The 26,822-nt window shown below is 64.2% G+C and carries 19 protein-coding genes and 1 pseudogene; 4 read left to right on the top strand and 16 right to left on the bottom strand.

The window, feature by feature from the left end:
- Nucleotides 1-93 precede the first annotated feature (93 nt).
- From AC1AXT_RS02710 to AC1AXT_RS02700, 3 genes are all read right to left on the bottom strand, one after another.
- Nucleotides 94-1,440 (bottom strand): ABC transporter substrate-binding protein, encoded by a 1,347-nt coding sequence (locus tag AC1AXT_RS02710; RefSeq protein ID WP_476539020.1) that lies wholly within the window; start codon nucleotides 1,438-1,440, stop codon nucleotides 94-96.
- A 275-nt stretch (nucleotides 1,441-1,715) separates the two neighbouring features.
- Nucleotides 1,716-2,711, bottom strand: coding sequence for a carbohydrate ABC transporter permease (locus AC1AXT_RS02705; protein WP_476539019.1), 996 nt, complete (start codon nucleotides 2,709-2,711; stop codon nucleotides 1,716-1,718).
- Between the two features lie 43 nt (nucleotides 2,712-2,754).
- Entirely contained in the window at nucleotides 2,755-3,744 is a 990-nt protein-coding gene (locus AC1AXT_RS02700; protein WP_476540443.1) for a carbohydrate ABC transporter permease, read from the bottom strand.
- Between the two features lie 307 nt (nucleotides 3,745-4,051).
- Between AC1AXT_RS02700 and AC1AXT_RS02695 the strand changes: the two genes are divergently transcribed.
- A complete protein-coding gene (locus AC1AXT_RS02695) occupies nucleotides 4,052-5,041 on the top strand; it encodes a LacI family DNA-binding transcriptional regulator (protein WP_476539018.1) in 990 nt (329 codons plus the stop codon).
- Nucleotides 5,042-5,308: 267 nt separating this feature from the next.
- On the opposite strand, the gene AC1AXT_RS02690 is transcribed toward AC1AXT_RS02695, so the two are convergent.
- The gene (locus tag AC1AXT_RS02690; protein ID WP_476539017.1) at nucleotides 5,309-6,781 is read right to left on the bottom strand and encodes a sugar porter family MFS transporter; all 1,473 of its coding nucleotides are present in this window, start codon (nucleotides 6,779-6,781) and stop codon (nucleotides 5,309-5,311) included.
- Nucleotides 6,782-7,909: 1,128 nt separating this feature from the next.
- Between AC1AXT_RS02690 and ettA the strand changes: the two genes are divergently transcribed.
- Nucleotides 7,910-9,589 (top strand): energy-dependent translational throttle protein EttA, encoded by a 1,680-nt coding sequence (ettA, locus tag AC1AXT_RS02685; RefSeq protein WP_476539016.1) that lies wholly within the window; start codon nucleotides 7,910-7,912, stop codon nucleotides 9,587-9,589.
- A gap of 406 nt (nucleotides 9,590-9,995) precedes the next feature.
- Nucleotides 9,996-10,895 carry an acyl-CoA thioesterase gene (locus tag AC1AXT_RS02680; protein WP_476539015.1) on the top strand — a complete coding sequence of 300 codons (900 nt, stop codon included), beginning with the start codon at nucleotides 9,996-9,998 and terminating at the stop codon, nucleotides 10,893-10,895.
- 3 nt (nucleotides 10,896-10,898) lie between these two features.
- On the opposite strand, the gene AC1AXT_RS02675 is transcribed toward AC1AXT_RS02680, so the two are convergent.
- From AC1AXT_RS02675 to AC1AXT_RS02630, 10 genes are all read right to left on the bottom strand, one after another.
- A complete protein-coding gene (locus AC1AXT_RS02675) occupies nucleotides 10,899-11,423 on the bottom strand; it encodes a DUF3180 domain-containing protein (protein ID WP_476539014.1) in 525 nt (174 codons plus the stop codon).
- The gene (locus tag AC1AXT_RS02670) at nucleotides 11,420-12,328 is read right to left on the bottom strand and encodes a hypothetical protein (protein WP_476539013.1); all 909 of its coding nucleotides are present in this window, start codon (nucleotides 12,326-12,328) and stop codon (nucleotides 11,420-11,422) included. Before AC1AXT_RS02670 ends, AC1AXT_RS02675 begins: the two co-directional genes overlap by 4 nt.
- Complete coding sequence (gene ftsH, locus AC1AXT_RS02665) at nucleotides 12,325-14,433, bottom strand: ATP-dependent zinc metalloprotease FtsH (protein WP_476539012.1); 2,109 nt, start codon at nucleotides 14,431-14,433, stop codon at nucleotides 12,325-12,327. The genes AC1AXT_RS02670 and ftsH overlap by 4 nt, the downstream gene beginning before the upstream one ends.
- Nucleotides 14,430-14,993, bottom strand: a complete 564-nt coding sequence (gene hpt / locus AC1AXT_RS02660) for a hypoxanthine phosphoribosyltransferase (protein WP_476539011.1) — start codon at nucleotides 14,991-14,993, stop codon at nucleotides 14,430-14,432. The genes ftsH and hpt overlap by 4 nt, the downstream gene beginning before the upstream one ends.
- A 4-nt stretch (nucleotides 14,994-14,997) precedes the next feature.
- Nucleotides 14,998-16,158: a tRNA lysidine(34) synthetase gene (locus tag AC1AXT_RS02655; RefSeq protein ID WP_476539010.1), complete on the bottom strand. Its 1,161-nt coding sequence runs from the start codon at nucleotides 16,156-16,158 to the stop codon at nucleotides 14,998-15,000.
- A 34-nt stretch (nucleotides 16,159-16,192) separates the two neighbouring features.
- Nucleotides 16,193-17,644, bottom strand: a complete 1,452-nt coding sequence (gene dacB / locus AC1AXT_RS02650; RefSeq protein ID WP_476539009.1) for a D-alanyl-D-alanine carboxypeptidase/D-alanyl-D-alanine endopeptidase — start codon at nucleotides 17,642-17,644, stop codon at nucleotides 16,193-16,195.
- Nucleotides 17,645-17,723: 79 nt separating this feature from the next.
- Complete coding sequence (locus tag AC1AXT_RS02645) at nucleotides 17,724-19,400, bottom strand: ABC transporter permease (protein ID WP_476562499.1); 1,677 nt, start codon at nucleotides 19,398-19,400, stop codon at nucleotides 17,724-17,726.
- Nucleotides 19,397-20,239: an ABC transporter ATP-binding protein gene (locus AC1AXT_RS02640; protein WP_476539007.1), complete on the bottom strand. Its 843-nt coding sequence runs from the start codon at nucleotides 20,237-20,239 to the stop codon at nucleotides 19,397-19,399. The genes AC1AXT_RS02645 and AC1AXT_RS02640 overlap by 4 nt, the downstream gene beginning before the upstream one ends.
- Nucleotides 20,240-20,470: 231 nt before the next feature.
- Nucleotides 20,471-21,793: a glycosyltransferase family 2 protein gene (locus tag AC1AXT_RS02635; protein WP_476539006.1), complete on the bottom strand. Its 1,323-nt coding sequence runs from the start codon at nucleotides 21,791-21,793 to the stop codon at nucleotides 20,471-20,473.
- A complete protein-coding gene (locus AC1AXT_RS02630; protein WP_476539005.1) occupies nucleotides 21,793-23,529 on the bottom strand; it encodes an AI-2E family transporter in 1,737 nt (578 codons plus the stop codon). The genes AC1AXT_RS02635 and AC1AXT_RS02630 overlap by 1 nt, the downstream gene beginning before the upstream one ends.
- A gap of 51 nt (nucleotides 23,530-23,580) precedes the next feature.
- On the opposite strand from AC1AXT_RS02630, the gene AC1AXT_RS02625 reads away from it, so the two are divergent.
- Nucleotides 23,581-24,600: a glycosyltransferase family 2 protein gene (locus tag AC1AXT_RS02625; RefSeq protein WP_476539004.1), complete on the top strand. Its 1,020-nt coding sequence runs from the start codon at nucleotides 23,581-23,583 to the stop codon at nucleotides 24,598-24,600.
- Nucleotides 24,601-24,869: 269 nt separating this feature from the next.
- Here the strand turns inward: AC1AXT_RS02625 and AC1AXT_RS02620 are convergent, their stop codons facing one another.
- Both AC1AXT_RS02620 and AC1AXT_RS02615 read right to left on the bottom strand, forming a co-directional pair.
- On the bottom strand, nucleotides 24,870-25,694 hold the full coding sequence (locus AC1AXT_RS02620) for an MFS transporter (protein WP_476540441.1): 825 nt from the start codon (nucleotides 25,692-25,694) through the stop codon (nucleotides 24,870-24,872).
- A 110-nt stretch (nucleotides 25,695-25,804) separates the two neighbouring features.
- Nucleotides 25,805-26,203 (bottom strand): annotated as a pseudogene (locus tag AC1AXT_RS02615) (MFS transporter); the annotation flags it as partial.
- Between the last annotated feature and the right edge of the window lie 619 nt (nucleotides 26,204-26,822).

Here is a 26,822-nt window from a genome sequence, read left to right as displayed (position 1 = left end):
AGGCCGCGGCAAGAATGCGCAATCACGCTATTCTCGCCACGGCCTGCGCCGCGCCAGTACGAAGACCGGCGCGGCTGAACATAAGAGTGAAGGCTATTTCACCGTGTAGCCCTGCTGCTCGGCATAGGACTTGAGATCCTTCTGCCAGCTGGCTATGCCATCAGACAGTTTGCCGTTGCCGGTGAAGGCGTCTCCGATGAAGTCGCTGAACTTGCCGCGGGCATAGATTTCGAACGGCAGGAACCGGTAGCCGGTAGACACATTGGAAGCGGCTTCGGCAAGTGCCTTGTTGTATTCCTGGCCACCGAAGTACTCATGTTCGTTGCCGTCGGCATCGGTCAGGGCCGTCTTGCCCAGGAACTCATCGGAAGACAGGGTGTCCTCATCGGCGGGGAATGCGCCTCCATCGACGCGGACCTTGATGCCGTCGGCGTTGTGCGTGGCATACTCTACGAACTTGTAGGCGGCTTGCGCCTTGGCGTTGTCGTCGGTCTTGACGACGGCGAGCGAGGAGCCGCCGTTTTCGGCATTCGTCGTGCTGCCGTCCGGCGTCGGCATCTGGGCGATCCTCCACTTCCCCTCGCCGCTGGGAGCGCCGGAAAGCAGATTATATGGCATCCATGCACCCGTCAGCAGGGAGGCAATCGAGCCGTCGTCGAGCGCCCGATTCCAGTCGTCGGTCCATCCGACGGTCTTCGTATCGATCAGCCCCTCGTCGATCATCTTCTGCCAGAATTCCTCGAAGGTCCGGACGCCCTTGTCCCCCGTCAGGTCGATCGTGACTTCGGTGCCGTCGTCGGACGTGGAGAACGGGCGCGCACCGGCCAGCCATGTCATCGAGTCGAAGAAGCCGGCGTCGCCGGAATCGGACGTGATGTACGAACCGGCCGCCTTGATTTTCTTGGCTGCCTCGTAGAAGTCATCCCAGGACTTGATGCTGTCGGGCTCTACGCCGGCCTTGTCGAATACCTCCTTGTTGTAGAACCAGGCCATCGGGCCGGAATCCAGCGGAAGTCCGTAGATGCCGCCGCTGATGTTCACCGATGACCAGGTTCCGGGGGTATAGAAGCCGGAGTAGTCCTTGGCGCCATAGCCCGATAGATCCTCGAGATAGCCGAGAATCGCATATTCGGGAAGCGCATAGTATTCAATCTGGGCAACGTCGGGAGCGCCTGACTTGGCTTCCATTGCGTTGTTCAACGCGTTGTAGTCGTCCGCGCTGGTGCCGACGTTCGTCACATTGACGGTGATATTGGGATTGGCTTTCTCGAATCCTTCGACGGTGCGCCCCAGGGTGGAGTCCCAGGACCAGACCGTAATCGCAACGTTTCCGCCATCCAATGCCGTTGACGAGCTGTCGGAGCCGTTGCCGCAGGCACCTACCGCTACGATCATTGCCGTCGCGCCGGCCAGCGCGACCATTCTCTTACCGAACTTCATTGTTCGCTCTCCTTGTGTGAAACGGCTGGACCCAACCATCCGGGCCCAGTAACGTCATGCGTCAGTGTAACATCCTTTGATGTTTGCGCAAACATCTCTGTAATAGCGTGTTGTTCAAAGGATTCGTACTCGTTAGAACCAGACGTTTGGCGAGCGCAAACATCCTGTTTCCTGACGCAGGAAGCGGCATTCTCGAGGATTTCCCCGGAAAGCCGACCGTAAGGCTGCCGTCGCCGCACCCAACGATGCCGGCAGCGGCAGCCGCTGAATCTTGGTCATTCCTTGACAGCGCCCGCTGCCAGGCCGGCTTGCCAGTATTTCTGCAGGCACAGGAACGCGATGACGAGCGGGATGATCGTGATCATCGAGCCCGTGATGACCAGATTCTGGATTGCGGTGCCGCCAGCCGTGGCCGCCTGGCTCTTCCACTGGTTCAGGCCGATGGTCAGCGGGTACCAGCTGGAGTCCTTGAGCATGATCAGCGGAAGGAAATAGTTGTTCCATGTCGCAACGATCGTGAACAGCGACGTCGTGACGATGCCTGGAGCGAGCAGCGGCAGGCTGATCGTGAAGAACGTGCGCATTTCGCTGGCGCCGTCCACGCGTGCGGATTCCAAGAGTTCGGTCGGCACGGCCTGCTCGGAGAAAATCCACATCAGGTACAGGCCGAACGGCGAAATCAGAGACGGGATAATCATGGCCCACGGCGTGTTCGTCAGGCCAAGCTTGGCGAACAGCAGGAACTGCGGGACGGCAAGCGCGATGCCCGGCACCGAGATGGCGCCGATGACGACGGCGAATACGGCCTTGCGGCCCGGAAAGCGGAACTTGGCAAGCGCATAGCCGCCCATGATCGCCAGCAACGTGGCGCCACCCGCGCCGATGATGACGTAGAGCACCGTGTTGAGGAACCAGCGGCCGAAAATGCCGTTCTGGTAGGTGAACACCGTCTGGATGTTGTCCCAGAGCGCGAACGTCTTGCCGAATCCAAGCCCGAACGTGGACGTGAACTCCGCCTGGGTCTTCGTGGAGTTGACCAGCAGGTAGACGAAGGGCAGCAGGCAATAGACGGCGAACACCGCGCACACGACGGTCAGCAGCGTCGAGCGGCGGGGGTTGGCGACGTTGGCAAAGCCACGCTGGGCGGAGCGCTTGCGTTCGGCGGCTTCGTCCTTCGCGACGCGGCGTTCATGGGACTTGCGTTCCTTCCTGGCCGCCCGCTCACGTTGGCGAAGGGTCGGTTCGGTTACCGCTGGTGCTGTTGCGCGCATGGCTGCCTTCTTTCCCTCGCGTTTTCACTGTTGCGAACATGCTTCATTTCATCTGCTCCTTCATGCTCTGCAGCTGCACCACGTAGGCAATCGCCATCGTGATGACGGCCATGACGATGGTCAGGGCCGCGGCGTAGTTGGTCTGGTTGCCCGAGAAGCTCAGGCTGTATGCATACATGTTCGGCGTGTAGTACGTTGTGATGGCATTGCCCGGCACCATGTTCTGCAGGATGCTCGGCTCATTGAACAGCTGGAAGGAACCGATGATGGAGAAGATTACGGTAATGGCCAAGGACCCTTTCAGTTCGGGCATCTTGATTGACTTGACGGTTTGCCATTCGGAAGCGCCGTCGATGGCAGCGGCTTCATAGAGGCTTTTCGGAATCGTCGAAAGCGACGAATAGAAAATCAGCATGTTGTAGCCGGTGAACTCCCATGTAACGATATTGCCGATCGAAGCGAGCAGTACATCAGGCGAGAGGACGTCGATATGAGTGCCAAACCAGCCATTCAAGGAGCCGACGAGACCGTATTTCGCGCCATAGACGAAACCCCAGATCATCGTCGAGACGACCGCCGGCACCGCATACGGCAGGAACGTCGAAATCCGGAAGAACCTGGTGCCATGCAGCTTCATCGAGTCGAGTGCAAGGGCCATCAGCGCGGCCAGCAGCAGCATGATCGGCACCTGGACGACGGTGAACAGCGCCACACGGCCAACCGATGACCAGAAATTCTGGTCGCGGAACAAGCGGGCGTAGTTGGCGAAGCCGACAAACGCAGTGCCGCCGATCATTCTCTTCTGGAAAAAGGAAATATAGATGGCGTAGAGAATCGGAATGATGAAGACGAAGACGAAAACCAGCGTAAACGGCCAGATGAACTTCCATCCCCTCCAGTCACGGCGCCGTCTGTTTACGGGCACGCCGCTGGACGGCTCCACATGGCCCGCATGGTCCGCATGACCGGAATATTCCGCGTCCGCGGCTGCAATTCCAGGCATTGAGCCGGGCGGAGCCGTTGCCTCCGTCAACGTCAACGGCGTGCATGGTGTTCCGGAAAAAGCCACTCCGGTCATGGCATCCATATCAGATACGCTCATCGCTATCTTCCCCCTCGAAGGATCTTCTTCGCTCTTCTCCGGGGCCATCCCTCTCATGCTCTCCCATGAGCACCAAGCCTCCGAAGAATGTTTGCGTTATCATCATACATTTCTTTCATAGCGCCGAGCACCCTAACGGGCATGGCGCGCTGCGTGGTAGTGTTTGTCGTAACAGGCCGGCAAGCATCTTCTCGCAGCGCAATCGGGGGCAACAATGGGTCGAGTGTCATCTGTTTCCATGCAGGACGTCGCATTGGAGGCGGGCGTCTCGCCGCAGACCGTTTCGAGAGTAGCGAACGGCAGCCCATCGGTCAGGCCGGAAACCAGGCAAAAAGTTGAGGCCGCCATGGAAAGGCTAGGCTATCGTCCCAATTATGCCGCAAGGGTGTTGAAGAGCGGACGGTTCAACAGCATCGGCATTGTCCTGTTCGATATCCTCAGTTTCGGCAATGCCCACATCCTCAATGGCATCACATCCACCGCCAGCAAATATGGTTACGCAACCACCATTCATTATTTCGGGCAGGGCGATGACCGTACACTGCAAGCAGCCGCCAGACGGATGAAGGAGCTGCCAGTCGATGGCGTCATCATGATTCTCGAGGAGAAGGTCAATGATTTCGATACGTTCACTCCCCCGAAAGACATGCCGGTCGTGCTGATTTCCGAGGATCCTTCCGATAGCTGCCCGACCATCGACGCCGATCATTACGGCTGTTCCACCGCCATCGTCGACTATCTGCTGAACCGAGGGCACAAGACCGTCTACCATGTCGCCGGACCATCGTCGTCGCGCGCCGCCGAAAGCCGTGCGCGCGGATGGCGCGACGCGCTGACCCAGTTCGGCATCGCCATCCCCAGCACCTATCTGGGCGACTGGGAGGCGGACAGCGGCTATCAGGCGGGGCTGGCGCTTGCGCGCGATCCAGCGTGCACCGCCGTGTACGCATCCAACGACCAGATGGCTTGCGGCGTCATCGCGGGCCTGGCCGCCGGAGGCAAGAGCGTGCCGGACGACGTCAGCGTCGTCGGCGTCGACGACTCGCTCGAAGGCATCATCCCCCGGCTCGGACTGACGACAATGCGCGTCAAATTCGAGGATATCGGCAGGGAGTCCTTCTACATGCTGATGAGAATGCTGAAGGGCGAGCATGTGCCGGTCGGGGTCAAGACCGTCATTCCTGGCGAGCTCATCGAGCGCCATAGCGTCAAGGCCATCGGCGAATAACGCACTGCTGAATGGTTGCGCAAGCCGCTACTCTTCCACCGGTAAGACACCGCGATGTGAAGGGGCTGCCGGACCTATACCAGACCCGTTACCCTCCTCACCAGTGCAACTACGCCAATAGCGGACCATACCGCCTTTGTCTTGAAATCGGCATCGTCCTATTTGGCTCCTCCGCATCCGCCACGGCCAGCCGGAATGCGGCCAACTAAGCTATGGCTGGACAGGTTCTCTAAAGAGAACCTGTCCAGCCGAAAACGACAACGATACTCAGCGGGCGGCGACCATGCTGTCGGGGTTGGCGCGCTCGATATCTTCAGCCATTTCGACGGTCTGGGCGGCCGGGACTCCGGCGCGGGCGCGCAGGTCGGCTTCGATCTGTTCCAGTGAACGGCCGCGGGTTTCGAACACGCAGCGTGCCACGAACCAGATCGACGCCAGGCAGATGACGCCGTAGCCGATGAACAGCGAGCCTGTACCGAACAGGTTGAGCAGGTACGGGAACGTTACCGACACGAGGGCGTTGGCGGCCCAGTTGATGACGGAGGCGAACGAATTGCCCAGGCCGCGGATGTTCAGCGGGAACACCTCGCCGACCATGATCCACATGACCGGTCCCCACGTGCCCGAGAAGAACGCGATATAGACGGTCAGCGCCACGACGCATACGACCGCGGCTGCCTGCGAGCCGTTGGACATCTTCATCGCGATCGACATGACGAACAGCGAGACGCCCATGCCGACGGCGCCGACAATCAGCATCGTCTTGCGGTTGACCTTGTCCATGACGGCGATGGCGATTGCCGTGACGATGACGTTGAAGATGCCGATGCCGATATGGGCAAGCAGCGCCGCCGACACCCCGAAACCGACGGCGGTGAAGATCGTCGGCGCGTAGTACAGCACCGTATTGCAGCCCATGATCTGCTGGAACACGGCCAGCCCGATGCCGATGATGAGCGCCGGGCGCACCTGCTTGCCGAACAGCTCACGGTAGCCTCCGGACGTTCCCTCGATGCGCGCCTGCTCCTGAATCTCCTCCATTTCGCGGCGTACCTTCGCGCCGTCGCCGTCATAGATGCCGTCAAGCACCCCGCGAGCTTCGTCGAGCTTGCCGTTGCGCACGAGGAAGCGCGGCGATTCGGGAAGGAACAGGCCGCCGACGAACAGCACGATAGCCGGCAACGCGGCGAAGCCCAGCATCCAGCGCCAGCCGGTATACAGCCCGGAGAACGCGTAGTTGGTGACGTACGCAAGGAAGATGCCGGTCATCACCATCAGCTGGAACAGCCCGGAGACGGTGCCGCGCTTGGAAGCCTGCGAAAGCTCGCTCAGATAGGTCGGGATCAGCGCGGAAGCGGCGCCGACAGCCAGGCCCAGCACGATGCGGAACGCGATCAGCGATACGACTTCCGGCGAAAAGGCCGAACCGAGCGCGCCGATGACGAAGATGACGGCGGAAACGAGCAGCAGCTTGCGCCTGCCAACGCGGTCGGACAGCGGCCCGATGAACGCGGCGCCCAGCACGGCGCCGACCAGCACGGCGGAAACGACCCAGCCCTGCGCCCAGTCCCCCAGCTTCATCTGGTTCTGGATGAACAGGATGGCGCCGGAAATGACGCCGGTATCGTAGCCGAACAGCAGCCCTCCGAGCGCCCCGAAGAAATAGACGACGCCCTTCGGCAGCCTTGCGCCGGCACGCGGCGCACTCCCCCGCGCAGACAATGATTGCGTTTGCGACATTCTCGTTCCTTTCGTCCTGTGGCCAACGGCGGCCGCCGCCACGTCCTCGTGGCGTTGCATTGGGTATGGAAACCAGCGCAACGGCAAGCGTCGCGCCAGATTAGATGGAACAATTCGCCGGCAAACTGTTTCGTCTGCGAAGCAATCTATAACCGACGCCCCAATTTTGTCAATTCAAAAAACTATGTCGCGTTTTCGTTGTCATTCCGCCGTTTTTATCGGTCTTCTCCCTCAAGCGCGCGCAAAAATCTCCCTCAATTACGCTAAAAGCATACCGCACTTCGCGAGAACCCCACCGCGCCCAGCGAGAATCGTAGCCGCTGGAACATAGCAACGAATCTACATTCCAGTCGCTGACGACCCCTAAGCGACTGGAACGTGGCAAAAAAAACTACGTTCCAGTCGGTGAGGCGACGCCAGCGACTGGAACGTATTGAGATTTCTGTTTTCCAGTCGCTGGGGCGCCTACCGACTGGAATATTCCGGAAGGCCTATTTTTCAGTCGGTGACGCGGCGTCAGTGACTGGGACGTGGCCGAGAATCTACGTTTCAGTCGGTGAGGCGGCGTCAGTGACTGGAACGTATTGGGGACGGAATGAAACACACGCAGGAAAGCAGGGAAACGCATGGGAGCGGGTCGGAGAAGGATGGGGCCGCGCGGCGCGAGAGGTAGCGTTGAGAAACGCAGAGAAAGAGAAAGGGGTTCGCGCCGCGCGGATCCATCAGAATCCAACTCTCTTGCATTCCTCTACCGACACTAGCGCACCCCCGTCGTCCCAGCAAGCGGCGTTCCATAGCCGTTCACGAATCCTTGACAATCCGTCCGGCCCGTGGGATGCACGTCGGACGCGTCCGGCGGCTCGCCCCCCTCGGACGCCACGACGCAAGGAGGGAAGGCTTCCGGAAATGGCATTGCCGCACCGAGGTGCGGTAGCGGCCATGGCGAAGGCAATGCGGCACGGACGGGTGCGCTTTGCGCGCATATTGCAACGGAGGTTGGAATAGTAGAGCGGGTTTGGAATAATGATCGATTGATTATGTCCGCTATCCAATTGGCCGGCCACGGCGCGCACCCTGCCGCGAACGCCGCGGCGGCCGGGATTTCTCCAAGAGAAACGGAACCTAGGATTGGCTGAGTTTATTTACCAGATGATCAACGCGCGCAAGGCGTACGGCGATCGCGTCATTCTCGACGACGTGACGCTGAGCTTCCTGCCCGGCGCCAAGATCGGCGTCGTGGGCCCCAACGGCATGGGCAAGTCGACGCTGCTGAAGATCATGGCCGGCCTCGATACCGTCAGCAACGGCGAGGCGCAGCTGACGCCCGGCTTCACGGTCGGCATCCTGCAGCAGGAGCCGCCGCTGGACGACGACAAGACCGTCGGCGAGAACATCAAGATGGCGTTCGGCGACATCGCCGCCAAGGTGGAGCGCTTCAACCAGATCGGCGAGGAGATGGGCAATCCCGACGCCGACTTCGACAAGCTCATGGAAGAGATGGGCACGCTGCAGACCGAAATCGACGCGGCGAACGGCTGGGACCTCGACTCGCAGCTCGAGCAGGCGATGGACGCGCTGCAGTGCCCGGACCCGGATACGCCGGTGTCGGTGTGCTCCGGCGGCGAGCGGCGCCGCGTCGCGCTGTGCAAGCTGCTGCTGGAGGCGCCGGACCTGCTGCTGCTCGACGAACCGACGAACCATCTGGACGCCGAGTCGATCCTGTGGCTCGAGAAGTTCCTGCACCAGTACGAAGGCGCCGTCATCGCCGTCACGCACGACCGCTACTTCATGGACAACGTCGCCGAATGGATCTGCGAGGTCGACCGCGGCCACCTCTACCCCTACAAGGGCAACTACTCGACGTACCTGGAGACGAAGGCCAAGCGCATGGAGATCCAGGGCGCCAAGGATGCCAAGCTCGCCAAGCGACTGAAGAACGAGCTCGAATGGGTACGCTCCTCGCCGAAGGCGCGCCAGGCCAAGAACAAGGCCCGCTTGGAACGCTACGACCAGATGGAGCAGGAGGCACGCAACTCCAAGAAGCTCGACTTCTCCGAAATCCAGATCCCGCCGGGGCCGCGCCTGGGCTCGACGGTGCTGGAGGCCGAGCACATCCACAAGGCGTTCGGCGACCGCGTGCTGATCGACGACCTGAGCTTCACGCTGCCGCGCAACGGCATCGTCGGCGTCATCGGCCCCAACGGCGTCGGCAAGTCCACGCTGTTCAAGACGATCGTCGGCCTCGAACCGCTCTCGGGCGGCTCCCTGAAGATTGGCGAGACCGTCAAGATCAGCTACGTCGACCAGAACCGCGCCGGCCTCGACCCGAACAAGAACCTGTGGGAAGCGGTGTCCGACGGCAACGACTTCATCGAAGTCGGCGGCGTCGAGGTGCCGACGCGCGCCTACGTCGCCTCGTTCGGCTTCAAGGGCTCCGACCAGCAGAAGCTGACCGGCGTGCTCTCGGGTGGTGAACGCAACCGCCTGAACCTGGCCCTGACACTGAAGCAGGGCGGCAACCTGCTGCTGCTCGACGAACCGACGAACGACCTCGATGTCGAAACGCTCGAGTCGCTGGAGAACGCGCTGCTCGAGTTCCCGGGCTGCGCCGTCGTGATCTCCCACGACCGCTGGTTCCTCGACCGCATCGCCACGCACATCCTCGCGTGGGAAGGCGACGACGAGCACCCGGCCAACTGGTACTGGTTCGAAGGCAACTTCCAGGCCTACCAGGAGAACAAGGTGGCGCGTCTGGGCGAAGACGCCGCCAAGCCGCACCGCCTGCATCGCAAGCTCACGCGCGATTAATGCATGTATGGGCGCAAAGAGGGGTGCTGGACCGTTCAGCACCCCTCTTTTCGTTTGTGCTGTCCAGACTTTTACACGCAGGAGGTTCACTGGACATCCCGGCTTTCGACGCCCAAGGCGAAATCCTGGGAAAATAGCCATTTCTGCGCTTGTGGAAAGGTGCTGAGACGCCCATTTGCGTCCAGTGACTTTCGTGCTGGAAAATCGCGGACACCTTCCGGCGAATTCCAGCCTGGTTCCGGCCTAGTTCCGACGCCTTCCGGCCTATTCCGACCCATTCCGACGCATTCTGGCGCATGTTCGCTGTTCTTAACCCCCGCTGAGTACACTGAACTTCCGTTGGAACACCACGATTGCCTGTCCGGCGCGGCGAACGCGACGCACGGGCCGAACGAAACGAGGGAAGATGAGCGCAGAGAACTGCACGCCGCTGGAACGCATTGCCCACGTCCTGAACCTGGGGGAGCCTTCGGCGTACCGCGACCACACGTACGTCAATGGCGAGTCGCTGTACTTCCCCACCGGCCGCGTCTACGGCGGCCAGGTGATGGCGCAGTCGCTGATCGCCGCCTCGAAGACGGTTCCGGAAGACCGGCTGCCCAACTCGATCCACGGGTATTTCATCGCCCCCGGCGACATCCACCAGGACGTGCTGTTCGACGTCGAGAACCTGCGCGACGGCCATTCGTTCTCAGCGCGGCGCGTCAACGTCACGCAGTCCGAAGGCACGATCCTCACCGCCATCGTCAGCTTCCAGAAGCAGGGGCAGACCGGCGTCGACTTCTTCGACCCGATGCCCGAGGACGTGCCGGACCCCGAAACGCTCAAGTCCGCATCCGAACTGATGGCGCCGTATGCCGACAAGTCCCCCTTCGCGAAGTTCTACGCCACGTCGGCACCGTTCGACGTGCGCCACGTCACGCCGACCGTCATGCTCGCCCCCGACAAGGAGAGCGCGGCGGCGGATTCGGGCCGCCAGCTCGTGTGGATGCGCGCGCCGGGCGACATGGAGCTGACGCAGACAATGCAGCGGGCGCTGCTGGCGCTCGGCTGCGACCAGGTGATGCTGGAGCCGGAGCTGCGCCGCGCAGGGCTTGCGCTGACGGTGCCGGGCATCAGCTACGCGACGATCGACCATTCGATGTGGTGGTACCGCGACATCGACGTCACCCGCTGGCATCTGTACGTGCAGGATACGCCGACGGCGGCGCACGGCCGTGGGCTGGGCACGGCGAAGGTATACCAGGACGGCCAGCTGTGCGCCGCGATGGTGCAGGAAGCCATGATCCGGGTTCCTAATAAGTAACGGTCAGCTGGCGTACTGCTGGCCGCACCCCTGGTTCTGGGTGCGCATCTTCGGATGCTCGCCGCCCTCGCTGGGCGGCAGCATGCACAGCCCTTCGCTGACGATGCCGAGAATCATGTCGATAAGGCTCGCCCCGGCCGCCACCGCGCATTGAATGGCGATGTCGTGGAAATAGGCGGCCTCCCAGTGCGGCACGCTCATGACGAGCTGGCCGCCGTACCACCCCAGCAGGATGGCGCCGGCGACGGCCAGCGCCTTGGCAAGCACCAGCGTATTGACGGCCTTGTCGACGTCGAACGTTTTGAGCGCGGCGCGCTTCTTCGGGTCGGTGGTGGCGTATTTATGCACCTGCCATGCCAGATAGAGCACCACGAATCCAAGCAGCAGGAGGATGCCGGAAACGAACCACGGGGCGCCGAGCAACCCCATCGCATGCGACTCATCGGCAAGCGTCACCAGCAGCCCGATGACGAAACCTACGACTGCGGCCACCACATAGATCCACCACGGGGTACGCCGCGCGTTCACAGCATGCCTCCGAACACCCAACGGTCCGATTTGAGACCGGCCTGCAATGCGTCGGGAGCCGTCGCCAGATGGAACGACAGGGGCGTGCCGTCGAGCTCGCCCTGCGCGTCCATGTCCAGCCAGGGCGCGAGGAACGCCGCGCGCCGCGCTTCGCTGGCGCAGCCGGCGCCGTCGAACGCAAGCAGCGTCACCGTCAAGACATGGTCCCGTACGAAGACCAGTTCGCCGATCCGTTCGCGCAGCCCGGCGGCGTCGAGCGACGTGGATAGCGAGAGCACCGCCGTCAGCGAGTCCGCGCCGTCCAGCGACGAGACCTGGTAGAGCGGCGAAATGCCCTCCACCTGCACGCCGGCAATCGCGTCAACGGCGACGATGACGGCTTGCAGCAGCCCTTCGGCATCGGCGCTTTCGGGGCATTCGAGCCCCAGCACCGCTGCATGGCTTTCGGGATACGCGGAGCGCGGGGATTCGGGCTCAAGATTGCCTTGATAACGATTGCGCTGTTCAGAATCGCGCCGCTCAAGATTGCCTTGGCCGGCATCATCCGGGCCAACGTTGCGCTGGGCGGCATCCGCCCACGCACTGCCTTCGCCCCCTGTATTAGGAGCAGCCTGGGCGGCTGAGTCGGCCGGCGCCTCGGCCGTCGCGTTCAGCTGGATGCCGTCGCGTTCCTGCCGTACGCAGACCTCGACCCGCTGCGCATCTAGGGATGCCAGCAGCGCAGGCGCGAGCCGTTCAGCCAGTTCGGCGGCATCGGCGACGTCGCCGGCGAACGCGGCGGCATAGCGGCGCACGTCGCCAATCGCCTCGTCGAAGCCGCCTCCGTCCGGCCGGCGGATCCACGACAAGTCGACGGTGAACGGCGTGCCGTCGACGCCGATGCCGCTGCAGCTCAGCCGGGTCACGCGGATGGTCCGTCCTTCGGCGTCGGCGGCTGGATGCCGACCGTCTTCTTGAGCGATTCGGGAATCGGCACCGGCGGGATGTCGGAGTCGGGCCGGTTCGGATTCGACAGCCACACCGGACGTTCCGGAGCCTTCTTGAGCTTGGAGAAGATGACCTGCAGTTCCTTCTCGTTCAGCGTCTGCTTGACCAGCAGCTGGCGCACGAGCTCGTCGAGGACGTCGCGGTTCTCGGTGATGATCTGGTACGCCTCGTTGTGGGCGTTCTCGATGAACTGCAGCACGAGCTTGTCCATCTTCTCGGCCGTCGCGTCGGAATACTCGTGCGGCTCGAGCGAGTCGATGCCGGAACCGTCCTGCTGCTTCTGCCACAGCACGGCGCCGAGCTCCTGCGTGAAGCCCCATTCGTTGACCATCTGGCGGGCGATGCTCGTCGCCTTCTCGATGTCGTTCGAGGCGCCCGTCGTCGGGTCGTGGAACACGACCTCTTCGGCGGTGCGGCCGCCCATGGCATAGGCCATCTGGTCGAGCAGCTGGTTGCGCGTCTGCGAATAGCGGTCCTCGGTCGGCATGACGGCCGTGTAGCCCAATGCGCGTCCACGCGGCAGGATGGTGACCTTGGTAACCGGATCGGTGTAGTGCAGGGCGGCGGCAACCAACGCGTGGCCGCCTTCATGGTAGGCCGTGTTGCGCAGTTCGTCGAGCGCCATGCCCTTGGAACGGCGCCGCGGGCCGCTCATCACGCGGTCGATGGCCTCGTCGATGGCGCGGTTGTCGATCAGCTGGGCGCCGACGCGCGCGCACAGCAGCGCGGCTTCGTTGAGCACGTTCGCCAGATCGGCGCCGGTGAAGCCCGGCGTGCGCACGGCGATCGAGCGCAGGTCGATGTCGGGGACGAACGGCTTACCCTTGGCATGCACCTTCAGGATGGCCTCGCGGCCTTCGAGGTCCGGTGCCTCCACGGCGACCTGGCGGTCGAAGCGGCCGGGGCGCAGCAGCGCCGGGTCGAGCACGTCGGGACGGTTCGTGGCGGCGATGATGATCAGGTTCGTGTCGTTGTTGAAGCCGTCCATCTCGACGAGCAGCTGGTTGAGCGTCTGCTCGCGTTCATCGTGGCCGCCGCTCATGCCGGAGCCGCGCTTGCGGCCGACGGCGTCGATTTCGTCGATGAAGATGATGGCCGGGGCGTTCTTCTTCGCCTCGTCGAACAGGTCGCGCACGCGGGAGGCGCCGAGGCCGACGAACATCTCGACGAAGTCGGAGCCCGCCATCGAATAGAACGGTACGCCGGCCTCGCCTGCGATGGCGCGGGCCAGCAGCGTCTTGCCGGTGCCCGGAGGTCCGTAGAGCAGCACGCCTCGCGGGATGCGCGCGCCCAGCGCCTTGTACTTGGACGGGTCCTTGAGGAAGTCCTTGATTTCCTCGACTTCCTGCACGGCGGCGTCCTCGCCGGCGACGTCGGCGAACTTGGTGTGGGGGATCTGTCCGTCGTTGAGCTTGCCGGAGTTCTTCTTGCCGCCCATGCCGAGCATGCCCGAGGCGCCGCCCATGCGGCTCATCAGCACCCACACGAGGATGAAGAAGATGATGAACGGCAGGATCGACGTGATCAGGTAGCTCCACACGCTCGTCGACTTCATCGTCGTGGTCCACCCGTTGGCCGGGTTGGCGGCCTCGACGTCCTTGACTACCGTCGCGCTCTGCGCATAGGCGTAGTAGAACTGGACGTCCTTGCCGTAGTTCTTCGTCTTGCCGGTATCCGGGTCGGCGGCCGAGTAGTCGCTCTTCAGCTCCAGCTTGACCTGCTGGGTATTGTCGACGATCGTGGCGTATTCAATGTTGCTCGCGTTGTTCTCGAGGATGTCGAGGCCCTGCTTGGTCGTGATCGTCTGCGTGCCCGAACCCGAGAACAGCTGGAACATCGAGATGACGAGCAGCACGATGATGATGCCCCACAGCCACGGCGAGCGCCAGAACGACTTCGGGCCGCCATTGTTGCCGCTCTGGTTCGCGTTGTTGTTGCGGTTGTTGTTCTGGCCGCCGCGGAACGGGTTGTTGAACGGGTTGTTCCCGTTCCCGTTCGGCTGGCCGGGCCCCTGATAGCTCATGAAAGCTCCCCTTCGTATACGGACGGCTTCAGTACGGCGATGGAATCGAGGTTACGGTATTCCTCATCGAAGTCAAGGCCGAACCCCACGACGAATTCGTCGGGGATGACGAAGCCGGTGTACTTCAAGTCGATGTCGACGGTATGGCGCGCCGGCTTCTCCAGCAGCGCGAAGACCTCCACCGAGTTGGCCTCGCGTTCCTTGAGCTGCCCCATGAGCCAGTTGAGCGTGAAGCCGGAGTCGACGATGTCCTCGACGATGATGACGTCGCGGCCCTTCACGTCGGTCGTCAGGTCGGCGCGCACCGTTACCTTCCCGCTCGACGACGTGCCGGAACCATAGGTGGACAGCGACATGAAGTCCATTTCCATCGGGATCGTCAGCGCCTGGGTAAACATCGAAAGCGTCTGGACGGCCCCCTTGAGCACGCAGATGACCAGCGGGTTCCTGTCCTTATAATCCTCGCTGACCTGTGCGGCCACTTCGTTGATACGCTGCACGATCTCCTCGTGGGAGATCAGTTCATGATCGATTTTATCCTGCACGTCGCTGATTTGCATGGAGTCAATCTTTACACAAGCGAATGACGTGTTTCTTGCGGCATGCAGTGAGTCCGCCGGAAACTTTCAGGGGCTTCTGGCCGTGCCAATCGCTGGCGAAACGCTCAAGCGCTTCCAGCCGTTTTGCGCTGTACGCTACGCCGAGCGACGCCATCGCCCGGGCGAGCACGCGGAACCGGATCGCTTCGGGAGCGCGGGCCAGTACGTCGGCGTCGACGACAAGATTATGGGGCCGTTTCTCCCCCGCCACCGCTTCTTCCGTCACGCAGCGCCCGTACCATTCGGCGGCCATTTCATCGAGGAAGGCCACGTCGCGCCGTGCGACCTTCGTGCCGGCGGCCAGCCGGGCGGCCATGTCGCAGCCGGCGAACGCGTTTAGGGCCGGCAGCAGGTCGTGCCGCACGCGCGAGCGCAGCGGCGCCGATGCGTCAAGCGGCTCCCCCTGCGGCACGTCGTCGCCGTTGGTCGGGTCGTCCCAGTAGTCCAGCGACAGCGCGCGGCAGATTGCCGTCGTCTGTTCCCGGGACAGTTCCAGCAGGGGGCGCAGGAACGCGACCCCGTCGCGTTCGAAGCGTGGCGGCATGCCGGCCATCGCATCGGTGCCGGCCGCGCGGATCAGGTCGATGAGCACCGTTTCGGCCTGGTCGGTGAGCGTGTGCGCCAGCAGGACGGCGGCAGCGCCGGTTTCACGGGCCGTTTCACAGATTGCGCCGTACCGCGCCTGCCGCGCGGCGGCTTCCAGCCCCTCCCCGCGTCCTACCGGAGCATGCGAAGCATCCCGGGAATCCGGAGAAGCCGGAGAAGCCGGGGCATCCGTTGTAAAGCCCGGAACGTCGACGGCGCGCACGATGACCGGATCGAGTTCCAGCGCGCGGCAGCGTTCCGCGGCCTGGCGCGCCACGTCGCCGGAACCGGCCTGCAGCCGATGGTCGACGATGACGGCGCCGCACCGCAGCCCCCACGCCGCGCACACGATGCCGGCGACGGCCGCCAGCGCCATCGAATCGCGGCCGCCGGAGCAGGCGACGAGCATGAGCGGGGCGTCCGGCTCGGGGTCGTGCCGCCCATGCCGCGCGAACTGCGGGCCTTGCGGGCCGAACCCCGCGGCGGACAGCGAGGCGCGCACGGCCCCGACCGCCTGCTTGATTTCCTTCGCATACGCCATGGCCGCCGCCTCCGCTCCGCCTTGAATTTATGGCCTACAGTCCGGCCACGCCGGATACGAACGTCGTGATGGCTTCCTTGGCCGCGGCATAATCGGACGGGTCGTTGATGATGACGCTGAAGGCCGCCACGCCTCCATGTTCCCTCGAGACGTTGCCGGTCATCGACGTCACCGTGTCGAGGCTGCCGGTCTTGACGCGCAGCAGCCCGGCCGCCTTGGGCGAGGCGAGCCGGCCGGAGGCGGTGCCGACGAGGCCGGCCACCGACAGCCCTTCGGCCGCGGCGACGGCGATGCCGGCGTCCAGGTTCCTGACCTGCGCGGCCACGAGCGTCTTCACCGTCGCCTTCGAGCCGGGCGACAGCCCCGAGCAGTCGGCCATGACGAGGCCGTCGAGCGGCACGCCGAGCCTCTTGAGCTGCGCCTTGACGGCGGCGGTCGCGCCGGCCGGCGAATTCGACTCCCCGGTAGCCAGCGCCAGCAGCCGGCCGAACTCCTCGGCCAGCGTGTTGTCGGAATGGCGCAGCATGAACATCATGATCGAGCTCAGCGGCGCCGACTCGACGCTCGCCAGCGGGCTCTTGCCGCTCGGCGCGCTGCCTGGCGAGACCGATCCGTCCACCTCGATGCCGGCGTCCTCCAGGCTCGCGGCGAACGATTCCGCGGCGTCCACCGCCGTGCGCTGCGACAGCACCGGGTATGCCTCGAACGTGTCCGGGTCGTCCGGCTCGGCGCCGTTCCACTGCCGGCCGCCGTCGATGGCCATCGAGGAGACGCCGGTGTAGTACAGGTGGTCCCCGTTGTTCTGGCTGATCGTGCTCGGGTAGCGCGCATTGCCGAACAGCGAGTCGTCGTAGGCGACCGAGACCTTGCCGATGCCGCGCGCCTTCAGCGCCTTCGCGGTCTCTTCGGCCAGCGTGCCCAGCCCGGCGCGCCCGTTGACATGGTTCGCATCCGATTCGCCCGAGCCGAGCAGCATGTCGCCATGGCCCTGCAGCACGATCGTCGCGCTGTCGTCGGTCTGCTCGAGGTACGCGTCCGTCGACAGCGTCGAGCCCATGTCCAGCACGGAGGCGGCCGCCAGCGCCGTCAGCGTCTTCATCGTGGAAGCCGGTTCGCGGGCCGTGTCGGCGGCCTTGGAAGCGACGATCGTGCCGTCCGCCTGCGCAATGGCGACGGAAACGTCGGAACCGACGCCTTCCGTCGAGACGAGTTCGTCAATGAGATTCCCGGCGGCGCCGGCGTCGATCGCCTTCGCCGTATCGGCGTCGCCGGCGATGTCGGCCGCCGCCAGCGGCGCGCCGGCATCGTCCAGCTGCCGTACCGACACCGGCTGCGTCGTGAGGATCCCCGGCAGCAGCCCGGCCGCGTCGCCGGCAACGTACCCGGCGCACAGCAGCAGCGTCACCGCCGACGCGATGGCGACGGTAAGCCGTCGGCGGCGCAGCTTGCGGCGCACCGCCGCGGCAATCTCGTCCCGTTCGCCCACAACGCACCTTTCGAAAATCTTGGATAAATCCCTCGGTGCATTGTAGCGGGGCGACCCTATACGTTGGCTGGAAGCGGCGCTAACGCTGCAGCGTGCGGAATTCCTCCAGATTATGCAGCACGTCGAGCCGGCGTGCGTCCAGCGACTTGCCGCCGGCCTTCACGCCGATGGCGACCATCGCGGCGCCGTTGGCGAGCGCGGCGACGCCGATCCACGGCCACAGCGCGCCCCACTGGCCGGTAACGGCGAACAGGACGGCGACGAGCCCGGTGGGGATCATCGTGACGAACATCATCAGGATGTAGAACAGCGGGATGAAGACCTGCGCCACCCCGCGGCCCTGCGGCGAGCTGAACGGCTTGTCGATGGACGGCACCGGGTACATGAACACGGCGGAGAACAGCTGGGCGAGGCCGATGCCGCTGCACGCCAGGCCGATGCCCAGGCCCGTCATCATCAGGCCGAAGCGCCATCCCCAGGCCGTGTGCCAGTCGCCGGTGACGATGAACGCGGCGAGCGCGAGGACGGCGTAGGAGGCGATGACGATCGTCACCATCGTGGACACGCGGCCGCGCCGGTCGTCGATGCCGCGGGTGCCGGCGATGACCTCCATCGTGAAGCCGGTGCCGTCGTAGGCGAGGCCGTTGCTTTCGGTCACGCCGAAGAACAGGGCGCTCATGACGACGCCGGTCCACGTCATGGCCGACATCGCCTCGGCGTCGTCCATCATGTGGCCTTCGAACGCGAAGAGGATGAGGAAGAACGCCGGCATGACGAAGACCATCGCCTGGCGCGCGTCGCGCTTGAGCAGCGTGAACTGGCGGCCGCTGACGGCGCCGGCCGGCGAGTCGGCGACGCGGGCGAACATGCCGATGCCGCGCGCCTTGGCCTGCACATGGTCGGCGCCGTCCGTCAGCCGTTCGCGCTTGAGGCACCATACCGATACGGCGAAGCAGGCCGCGCAGTAGGCGGCGGCGATGGCGACGGCGAGCAGCGCGAAGCCCCAGCGGGAGTCGGCGAAGCGGAACGGGAGGGCCGCCAGGCAGCTCCACGGCAGGAAGCGCAGGGGGCCGGCGGCGCCGAGCAGGCCGGAACCGAACTGGGCGCCGGCGTCGGTGTTCACCAGCAGGTTCGGCACCTGGCACAGCGCCACGATGAGCACGACGGAGACGATGTAGAACAGGTTCTTGCCGGTCTGCGACTTGACGAGCAGCGCCGACAGCGACAGGAACATCTTGCAGGTGCACATCGCGACGAGCACGATCAGCGGCGCGGCGACCAGCATGCCGATGACGCCGCCGGCGCCCAGCCAGCGGTAGGCGGCGCTCCAGGCGAAGAGGGCCAGCAGCGTGGCGACGGCCGGGATGCCGGTCAGCCCCGAGGCGAGCAGGCCGGCCTGCAGCGTGCGGTCCCGGATGCCGTACATGCCGAACTTGCCGGGGCTCATCGTCGACGATTCGCCGATGTACATGACCTGGACCAGCGCGGCCACGCCGATGGCCAGCGTCGCCACGAGCAGCGTCACCGCCTCGAACCAGGCGCGGAATGCGGCGTCGTCCATCGGGGCGCCCGCTTCGCCAGACAGATCCGCGAAGCCCTGGGGGCCGGCGCCAAGGGCCCAGGCCATCGGAATGACCGACAGGACCACGATTGCGCCGATCACGATGCCGACGATGAAGGAGACCTTCTGCCAGGTCGACTTCTTCAGCGCGCTGAATGTCAGCGTCCAGCGCAGGCGTACGAGCGTGCCGATCATCGCATGGCCTCCGGGTTGTACGGGTATGGCGGCTGCCCGGATTGCGGCTGTGGCTGGGAATCCCCCGCGCCGTCGAGCCACGAGAGGTGGGCGGCCTGATGACGGCCGCCGACCAGCTGCAGGAAGCGCTCCTCGAGGTCCTCCCCCGCCGCCACCTGCGCGACGGTGCCGGCGGCGGCGACCTGGCCGTGGTTGATGACGGCGACGTGCGTGCACATCTTCTCGACCAGCGACATGACGTGGCTGGAGACGATGACGGTGCCGCCGGTAGACGCGTATTCGGCGAGCAGGTCCTTGATATTGGCGCTCGAGACCGGATCGACCGACTCGAACGGCTCGTCGAGCACGAGGATGCGCGGGCTGTGGATCATCGCCGAGGCCAGGCAGATCTTCTTCGTCATGCCGGCCGAATACTGGGACACCATCGTGTCGGCGGCCTGCGCCAGGTCGAACGCGTTGAGCAGGTCGCGGGCGCGGGCGATCGTTTCGCCGCGCTTCATGCCGCGCAGCATGCCGGCGTAGACGAGCAGCTGCATGCCGGTGAGGCGGTCGAAGATCTGGTCCGCCTGCGGCATCAGGCCGAACTGGCGCTTGGCCTGGTTGACGTCGGGCCAGACCGGCGTGCCGAAGATGGCGGCGTTGCCGGCGTCCGGCATCAGCAGGCCGGTCATCATGTTGATCGTCGTCGTCTTGCCGGCGCCGTTGGGCCCGACAAGGCCGTAGAAGGAGCCGGCGGGGATTGCCAGCCACAGGTTGGTCACGGCGTTCTTGTCGCCGAATCGCTTCGTCAGCCCTTGCAACGCAACGGCCGGCACGGGTTCTCTGGGGTTCTGGTCCATGCCGCTTACAGTACCCGACGGGGGTATGCCGAGTTATCCGCCCAGCGGATGATGGGACAGGGGAAGTTCCCCGGGAAAAGCCGGCATGCCAGCACGGGAGATGCATGGCAGCTGGTGGGCTGACGGACGAGGGGGCTGGCAAACTACGCCGGGCAGACCGAGCGGCATGGTGTTCACCTCCTTGGTGGACACAGGCTGGCAAACTACGCCGGGGCAGACCAGGGCTGACGGCTAGGCGTGGGCAGCCGATGCCGCAGCGACAGGATGGGATTCCGCGGGGCCGCTCTCCTCAGAGCCAGCGTCGTCGGCCGCGCCAATCGAGCCGGAACCGCCGCCGGAATGGACGATCGGCTTCCATTGTGCCTTCGAGAAGATGGCCTGGAAGGAAATCGGCACGTAGGAGAACATGTAGATCGGGAAGCTCAGCACGTAGGCGATGAGCTCCTTGTTGGTGGCGCCGATCTGGTCGCGTTCGACGACGATCGTCAGCGCGGCCAGCGCCATCATGCCCACGCACGACATGATGATGCCGGCGGTCCAGCTGATCAGCGACGACAGCTGGGACGCCCACGACACGAAGCCGCAGGCGGCGAACAGCAGCCCCAGGCCGATGCGCAGCAGCGCGAGCAGCATGAACGGGCACAGCAGCAGCGTGAAGTCGACGCAGGCGAAGTCGCGTTCGGTGATGGCGCGGCGCATCAGCGCCGAACCGTAGTAGCGGAACACCTGCAGGAAGCCCTTGCTCCAGCGCAGGCGCTGGCGCCAGCTCTGCGCGAACGTGGCCGGCTGCTCGTCGTAGAGGATGGCCGAGCCGACGTAGCCGATGCGGTCGCCGTGCAGCACCGAGTCCATCGTGAACTCGAGGTCCTCGGTGAGCAGGTGGAACTTCCAGCCCTTGTTGCGGCGCATGACGGCCTGCGAGAACATGAAGCCGGTGCCGCCCACATGGCACGAATTGCCCAGCGCCATGCGCGAGGCGGACAGGAAGCGGCTTTCGCGGATGAACCACAGCGCCGAGCCGCTGGACACCCAGTTCTCGTTGAGGTTGACCGAATTGCGGTAGCTGGTCAGGATGCGGAATCCCGACTGGAACGCCTTGTTCATTTCGGCGATGTAGTTCTTGTCGAGGCGGTTGTCGGCGTCGAACACGAAGAACGCGTCGTAGGCGTCGGCCGCCTTCGTGTCGATCATGTGGTCGAGCAGGTAGGTCAGCGCGTAGCCCTTGCCGACCTGCGTCTGGTCGAAGCGCTCGACGACGTTGCACCCCAGCGAGCGGCACAGCTGCGCCGTGCTGTCGGTGCAGTTGTCGGCGACGATCCAGATGTCGACGAGCGCGAACGGATACGTCTGGTTCTTGATGTCGTTGACGAGGTTGGCGATGACGGCCTCCTCGTTGCGTGCGGAAATCAGCACGGCATAGCGCTTGTCCATCGGCGCCTCGGGGAACGTCACCGGCTTGGCGAACAGCGAGATGACGATGCACAGCGCCTGGTAGCCGACGCCGACCGCGCCGACGATGCACATCAGGGCATTGACTACGTTGAGCAGGACCATTAGCGCCAGTTTCTCCTAGGGTTCTTCGTATCGGGCGCCTTGCCGCCCTCGCCCGCTTCGGGCTGCGCCGCGGCGTGGCCGTCGCCGGACGCGCGGCCATCCGCACCGCTGCCGGACGCGTCTGCGCCGGCCTGCGCGTTTCCTTCGGCGGCCGCGCCGCTTGCGGAACCCGACGATTCTACTCCGCCGTCCTTCCGGTCGGCCGCATGGGCGGGTTGCGCGGCTTCGCCGCCGGCCACCGCCGGCGCTTCGGCTGCCGCCGAGGCACCCCCGGCGGTTGCGGACGCTTCGCTGGCGGCGCGGGAATCTGAATCTTGGGAAGAATCTTCATCGCCGACGCCGCGCAAGCCGTCGAGCTTCGTCTTTGCCGGCTGTTCCTTGCGCAGCACGCCCTTCGGGATGGCGACGGTCGGATCCTCCTCGCGCTGGCGAGGCGACTCGTGCGTATCCGGAAGGTCGTACGCGGCCTGCTGCAGCGCGCGAATCTCGTCGTCCATCGTGACGTGGCCGGACGAACCGCGGGCGGCGCGCGGCAGATGCTGCGCCATCTCCCCCAGCGCTTCGCCCGCTTCGGCGACCTTCGATTTCTTCGTCGGCACCGGATCCTCCATCAGCGGCATGTCGACGAGCTGGTAGCGCTTCGTATACACCTTGAACAGCACCTGGAGCGCAGCCGTGATCGGCAGCGCGAGGAAGGCGCCGAGCGCGCCGAAGATCGAGCCGAAGAACAGGACGCACAGGAACGCGACGCAGGGGTTGAGATCCATCGTCTTTTCCGAAATCTTGGGCGCCAGCAGCAGGTTCTCGATCTGCTGGTAGCAGGTAATGAACACGACGACGCCGACGGCATACCAGATGCCGCGCTCGCCCCAGGCGAAGAGCACCGGCAGCGCGCCGCCGAGGTAGGTGCCGATCGTCGGGATGAACTGCGAGACGATGCCGCAGAACAGCGCCAGCGGAAGCCAATACGGAACCTTGATGATGACGAGGAAAATGGACATGCAGGTCGCGGAAATCGCCGCGAGGATCGAGCGGGAGAACAGGTAGCTGGAAATCTGGTCCTGCACGACGGTCCAGGTCAGCAGGAACTTGCGCTGGGCGCGCGGGGCGAGCCACTGGCACAGGCTGCGGCGCAGGCGCGGGCCGGCGATGGCGATGTAGAACGCGACCATGATCGCCGTGACGAGGTTGAGCAGGTTGCCCAGAACGCCCACGGTGGTGCTGACGGCCTGGCCGGCCACGTCGGTCACCCAGCTCGACTTGACGTTCTTCATCACCTCGCTGCCCAGGTCGCTCATCTGCGGCAGCTGGACGTGGGCGTATTCCTGCAGGCTCTCCACCAGCTGGTTATAAAGGTCCGGGATGCCCTTGAGCATCGACATCATCTGCTGGACGAACATGTTGCCGAAGAGGGCCAGCAGGGCGACGATGATGATGATGAGCCCCGAAAGGCAGGCGACGGCCGCCGCGCCGCGCTTCCAGCCGTGCTTGATCAGCTTGATGATCAGCGGTTCGACGGCCAGCGCGAGGAACAGCGCGATGACGACGTCGAGCACGATGTAGGAGATCTTGCCCCAGCTCGAGAAGCAGAACCAGCCGATGTAGACGGCGATGACCAGGTACAGCAGCGCCCGGCTATACCACTCGGGAGGGCGGCGGGGGTCGCCCTTCGACGGGAAGATGGAGGCAAGGTCGATCTTGCTTTCCTCTTTGGGCTGGTGCTCTGTTTCGCTCATGGCCCCCATTGTAGCGAACGGCGGTAGAGCCGACCTCATATTCTTGAAACCATGCTTAACGTCTCTATCATCATCCCTGCGTGGAACGAGGAGGAACGGATCGTCGACTGCCTCGTGAACGCCACGCGGCAAACGGTGATGCCCCATGAAGTGATCGTCGTCGACAACAAGTCCACCGATTCCACCGTCGCCAAGGTCCAGCAGTTCATCGCCGAACATCCGGGCACCCCCGTCAAGCTGATGCACCAGGACGAGCAGCAGGGCCTGATCCCGACGCGCAACTACGGTTTCAACCACGCCACCGGCGACGTGCTCGGCCGCGTCGACGCCGACTGCATGCTCAAGCCCGACTGGGTGGAGATCGTGTCGGGCATCTTCACCGAGGATGCCGAAGCGATGGGCGCCACCGGGCCGGTGACCTACTACGACATGCCGATCCACAAGATCGCGCTCAAGGGCGACGACCGCGCCCGGCGCCGCGCCTACCGCGCCGACGGCGGCCAGGTGCTGCTGTTCGGCTCGAACATGGCGCTGCGTGCCTCCGCCTGGAAGCTCATCGCCAACGAGGTGTGCCTCGACAAGGAAGACAAGATGCACGAGGACATCGACATCTCGCTGCACCTGCTTGGCCGCGGCCTGAAGACGGTGTATTCGCAGCGGATGATCTGCGGCATTTCCGCCCGGCGCATGGACACGAAGTTCCGTTCGTTCCATTCCTATATGAACAGGTTCCGCAACACGTTCGAGGCGCACCCCGAACACTGGCGCAAGCACAAGAGCGAGCACCAGCTGTATTTGATGTATCCGTGGCTGCACGCCCTCTACCCCATCTACCAGCACTACCTCGAAGCAAAGGACATCAACCCTGCCGTGCGCGTGTGGTTCAAGGAGCAGATCAAGCTCGCGCGCGACTCCGGCGAGCCGCTTGAGGAGCTGCCGGACGAGCTGCCCGGCGGCGACGAGGCATCGGACGCCGACGAGGCAACGGGCGCCGACGGCTCCTCGGCCGAGAATTCCTCCTCGTCCGAAGCCAAATCCGACGGACTGGAGAACCTCATCGTCACGCGGTAGAAGCTGAAATGTCGCCAACACGCCCGCCATCGGCATGTCGGCGAGAAAAGACGGCTCCAAAATGAGGCCAACACGCCCATGCGCGGCGTGTTGGCCTCATTTTTCGCCCCTGGATTGTGGCCATATTGCCCGGTTCGGGCGTGTTGGCGACATTATCGCCCCCGGACCCGTCGCCGCTTGGCCCGAACCGGGCGCGTTGGCGACGTTATCGGCCCCGAGCCGCCGCCGCTTGGTCAGGAGCGGGCATCTTGGCGACAGCCTTGCGGGGGTTACTTGGTCCAGAAGGCCTGGATCTCCTCGAGCGTCTTGCCCTTGGTTTCCGGAACGAGGAACTTGACGCCGAGGAAGGCGACGAGGTCCATGCCGGCCCAGAACAGGAACGTGCCGCCGCCCCATGCGCTCATCATCAGCGGGGTGAACTGGGCGACCAGGAAGTTGGCGCCCCACGTGAACATCGTGCAGAAGCCGGCTGCGCGGCCGCGCATGTAGGTCGGGAACAGTTCCGAGACCATGACCCAGGTAATCGGGCCCATCGAGTACGCGAAGAAGATGATGACCATGCAGGCGAAGACGAGCGTCAGCACGCCGTTCCAATGGAAGAGCATCGAGCACCCCATCAGCACGTACGACACGCACATGCCGATGGTGCCGGACAGCATCAGCGGCTTGCGGCCGATGCGGTCGATCAGGTAGAGGCCGACGATCGTGGCGAGGACGTTGACGGTGCCGGTGACTGCCGAGCACAGGAACGACGTGTTGCCGCCGGGGAAGATGTCCTCGAAAATCGTAGGCGCATAGTAGAAGATGGCGTTCTGACCGACCCACTGGTTGAACAGCGCAAGGAAGATGCCGATCAGCAGCGCGTGCGACAGCGGCGAACGGAACAGGTCCTTGAACGAGCCTTTCTTGTCGTCTTCGATGGCGGCGGAAATCTCGGCCATGTCGGCGCGGGCGGAAGCGGTGCCGCCAATCTTCTCCAGAATGCGGAAGCCCTTCTCCTTCTCGCCCTTCTGGACGAGGAAGCGCGGGGATTCCGGCATGAAGACGAGCGCAACGAAGAACACGAGAGCCGGGACCGCGCCAATGCCGAGCATCCAGCGCCACGCCTTGTCGGCGAAATCGGAATGGATGCCGCCGTTGGCGGAGAGGCGAAATTGATGATATTGGTCAGCAGGATGCCGATCGTGCACAGGAACTGGTACATGCTCGAAAGCGTGCCGCGGAACCGGGCCGGGGCGCATTCGGTGATGTAGGTGATGGCAAGGCTGGAGCTTAGGCCGATGCCCAGGCCGCCGACGATGCGGGCCGCGACGAGCGCGCCCGGCGTCGAAACCGAAGCCGACCACAGCGCGGCGACGAAGAACAGCGCGGCGCCGACCATGAGCACCGGGCGGCGGCCGAAGCGGTCGGAAACGAAGCCGGAGAAGCCGACGCCGACGACGCCGCCAATCATGATCGAGGACACGATCAGGCCTTCCATGCCCGTCGACAGATGCCACAGCGCGGTCAGGTAGGTGACGGCGCCGGAAACGCTGACGGTATCGTAGCCGTACAGCAGGCCGGCGAGGCCGGCGCTGACGGCCAGGATGACGACGTACTTCATCGAGCCGGTCTTTGCGGCGCCTGCTTCGAGGCCTTCCTCAAAAGCGCTTTCGTGATGGGTGCGCGCGATGACTCCTCCGCTGGCGCCATCGGGCTGCGTGGTCTGCACTGCCGACATGATTCCTCCTTGGATCGTTTCAGGCATGCGTTCGATGGCCACCGCCAGCCGGCGGCGCCACGAGCTTCCTCTTGCGGGCTTTTGCCGCCGGATGCCTGGAAAGCCACCCAACAGCATGATCCACTTCGACCAATCGGGGTGAGCAGAAGTGCATGAGAGCTTTTGCACTGTCGTGTTCGCTTTTGTTCATCTCGAAAAGCTACGCGGCAGCTTAACGCGACATTCGCGCACAATCAAATCAAGATTCCGTTTCGGCGTGTTGCAAAATGTTTCTTTTCGTTGCGTTTCTGTGCGACTACGCGGGAGATTGCCAGTAGCGGCGGCGACCCAGCCGGCAAGCACGCCTAGGCAAACGGAATCCGGCCGGCTAGGTCTTCGGCGGGTTAAGTAACAAAAGATGGGTCTTATATTGGCGTCCATCCGTTGCGGCGCTTTGCGTGTCGGGGTGCCTTTAATCCGAAAAGAGTTAAAAGGGGCGTGACGCGGCCTGTTTTGGGCTTGA

This window comes from Bifidobacterium sp. LH_450, assembly GCF_056356715.1.
This window is presented reverse-complemented; position numbering and strand designations above follow the sequence as displayed.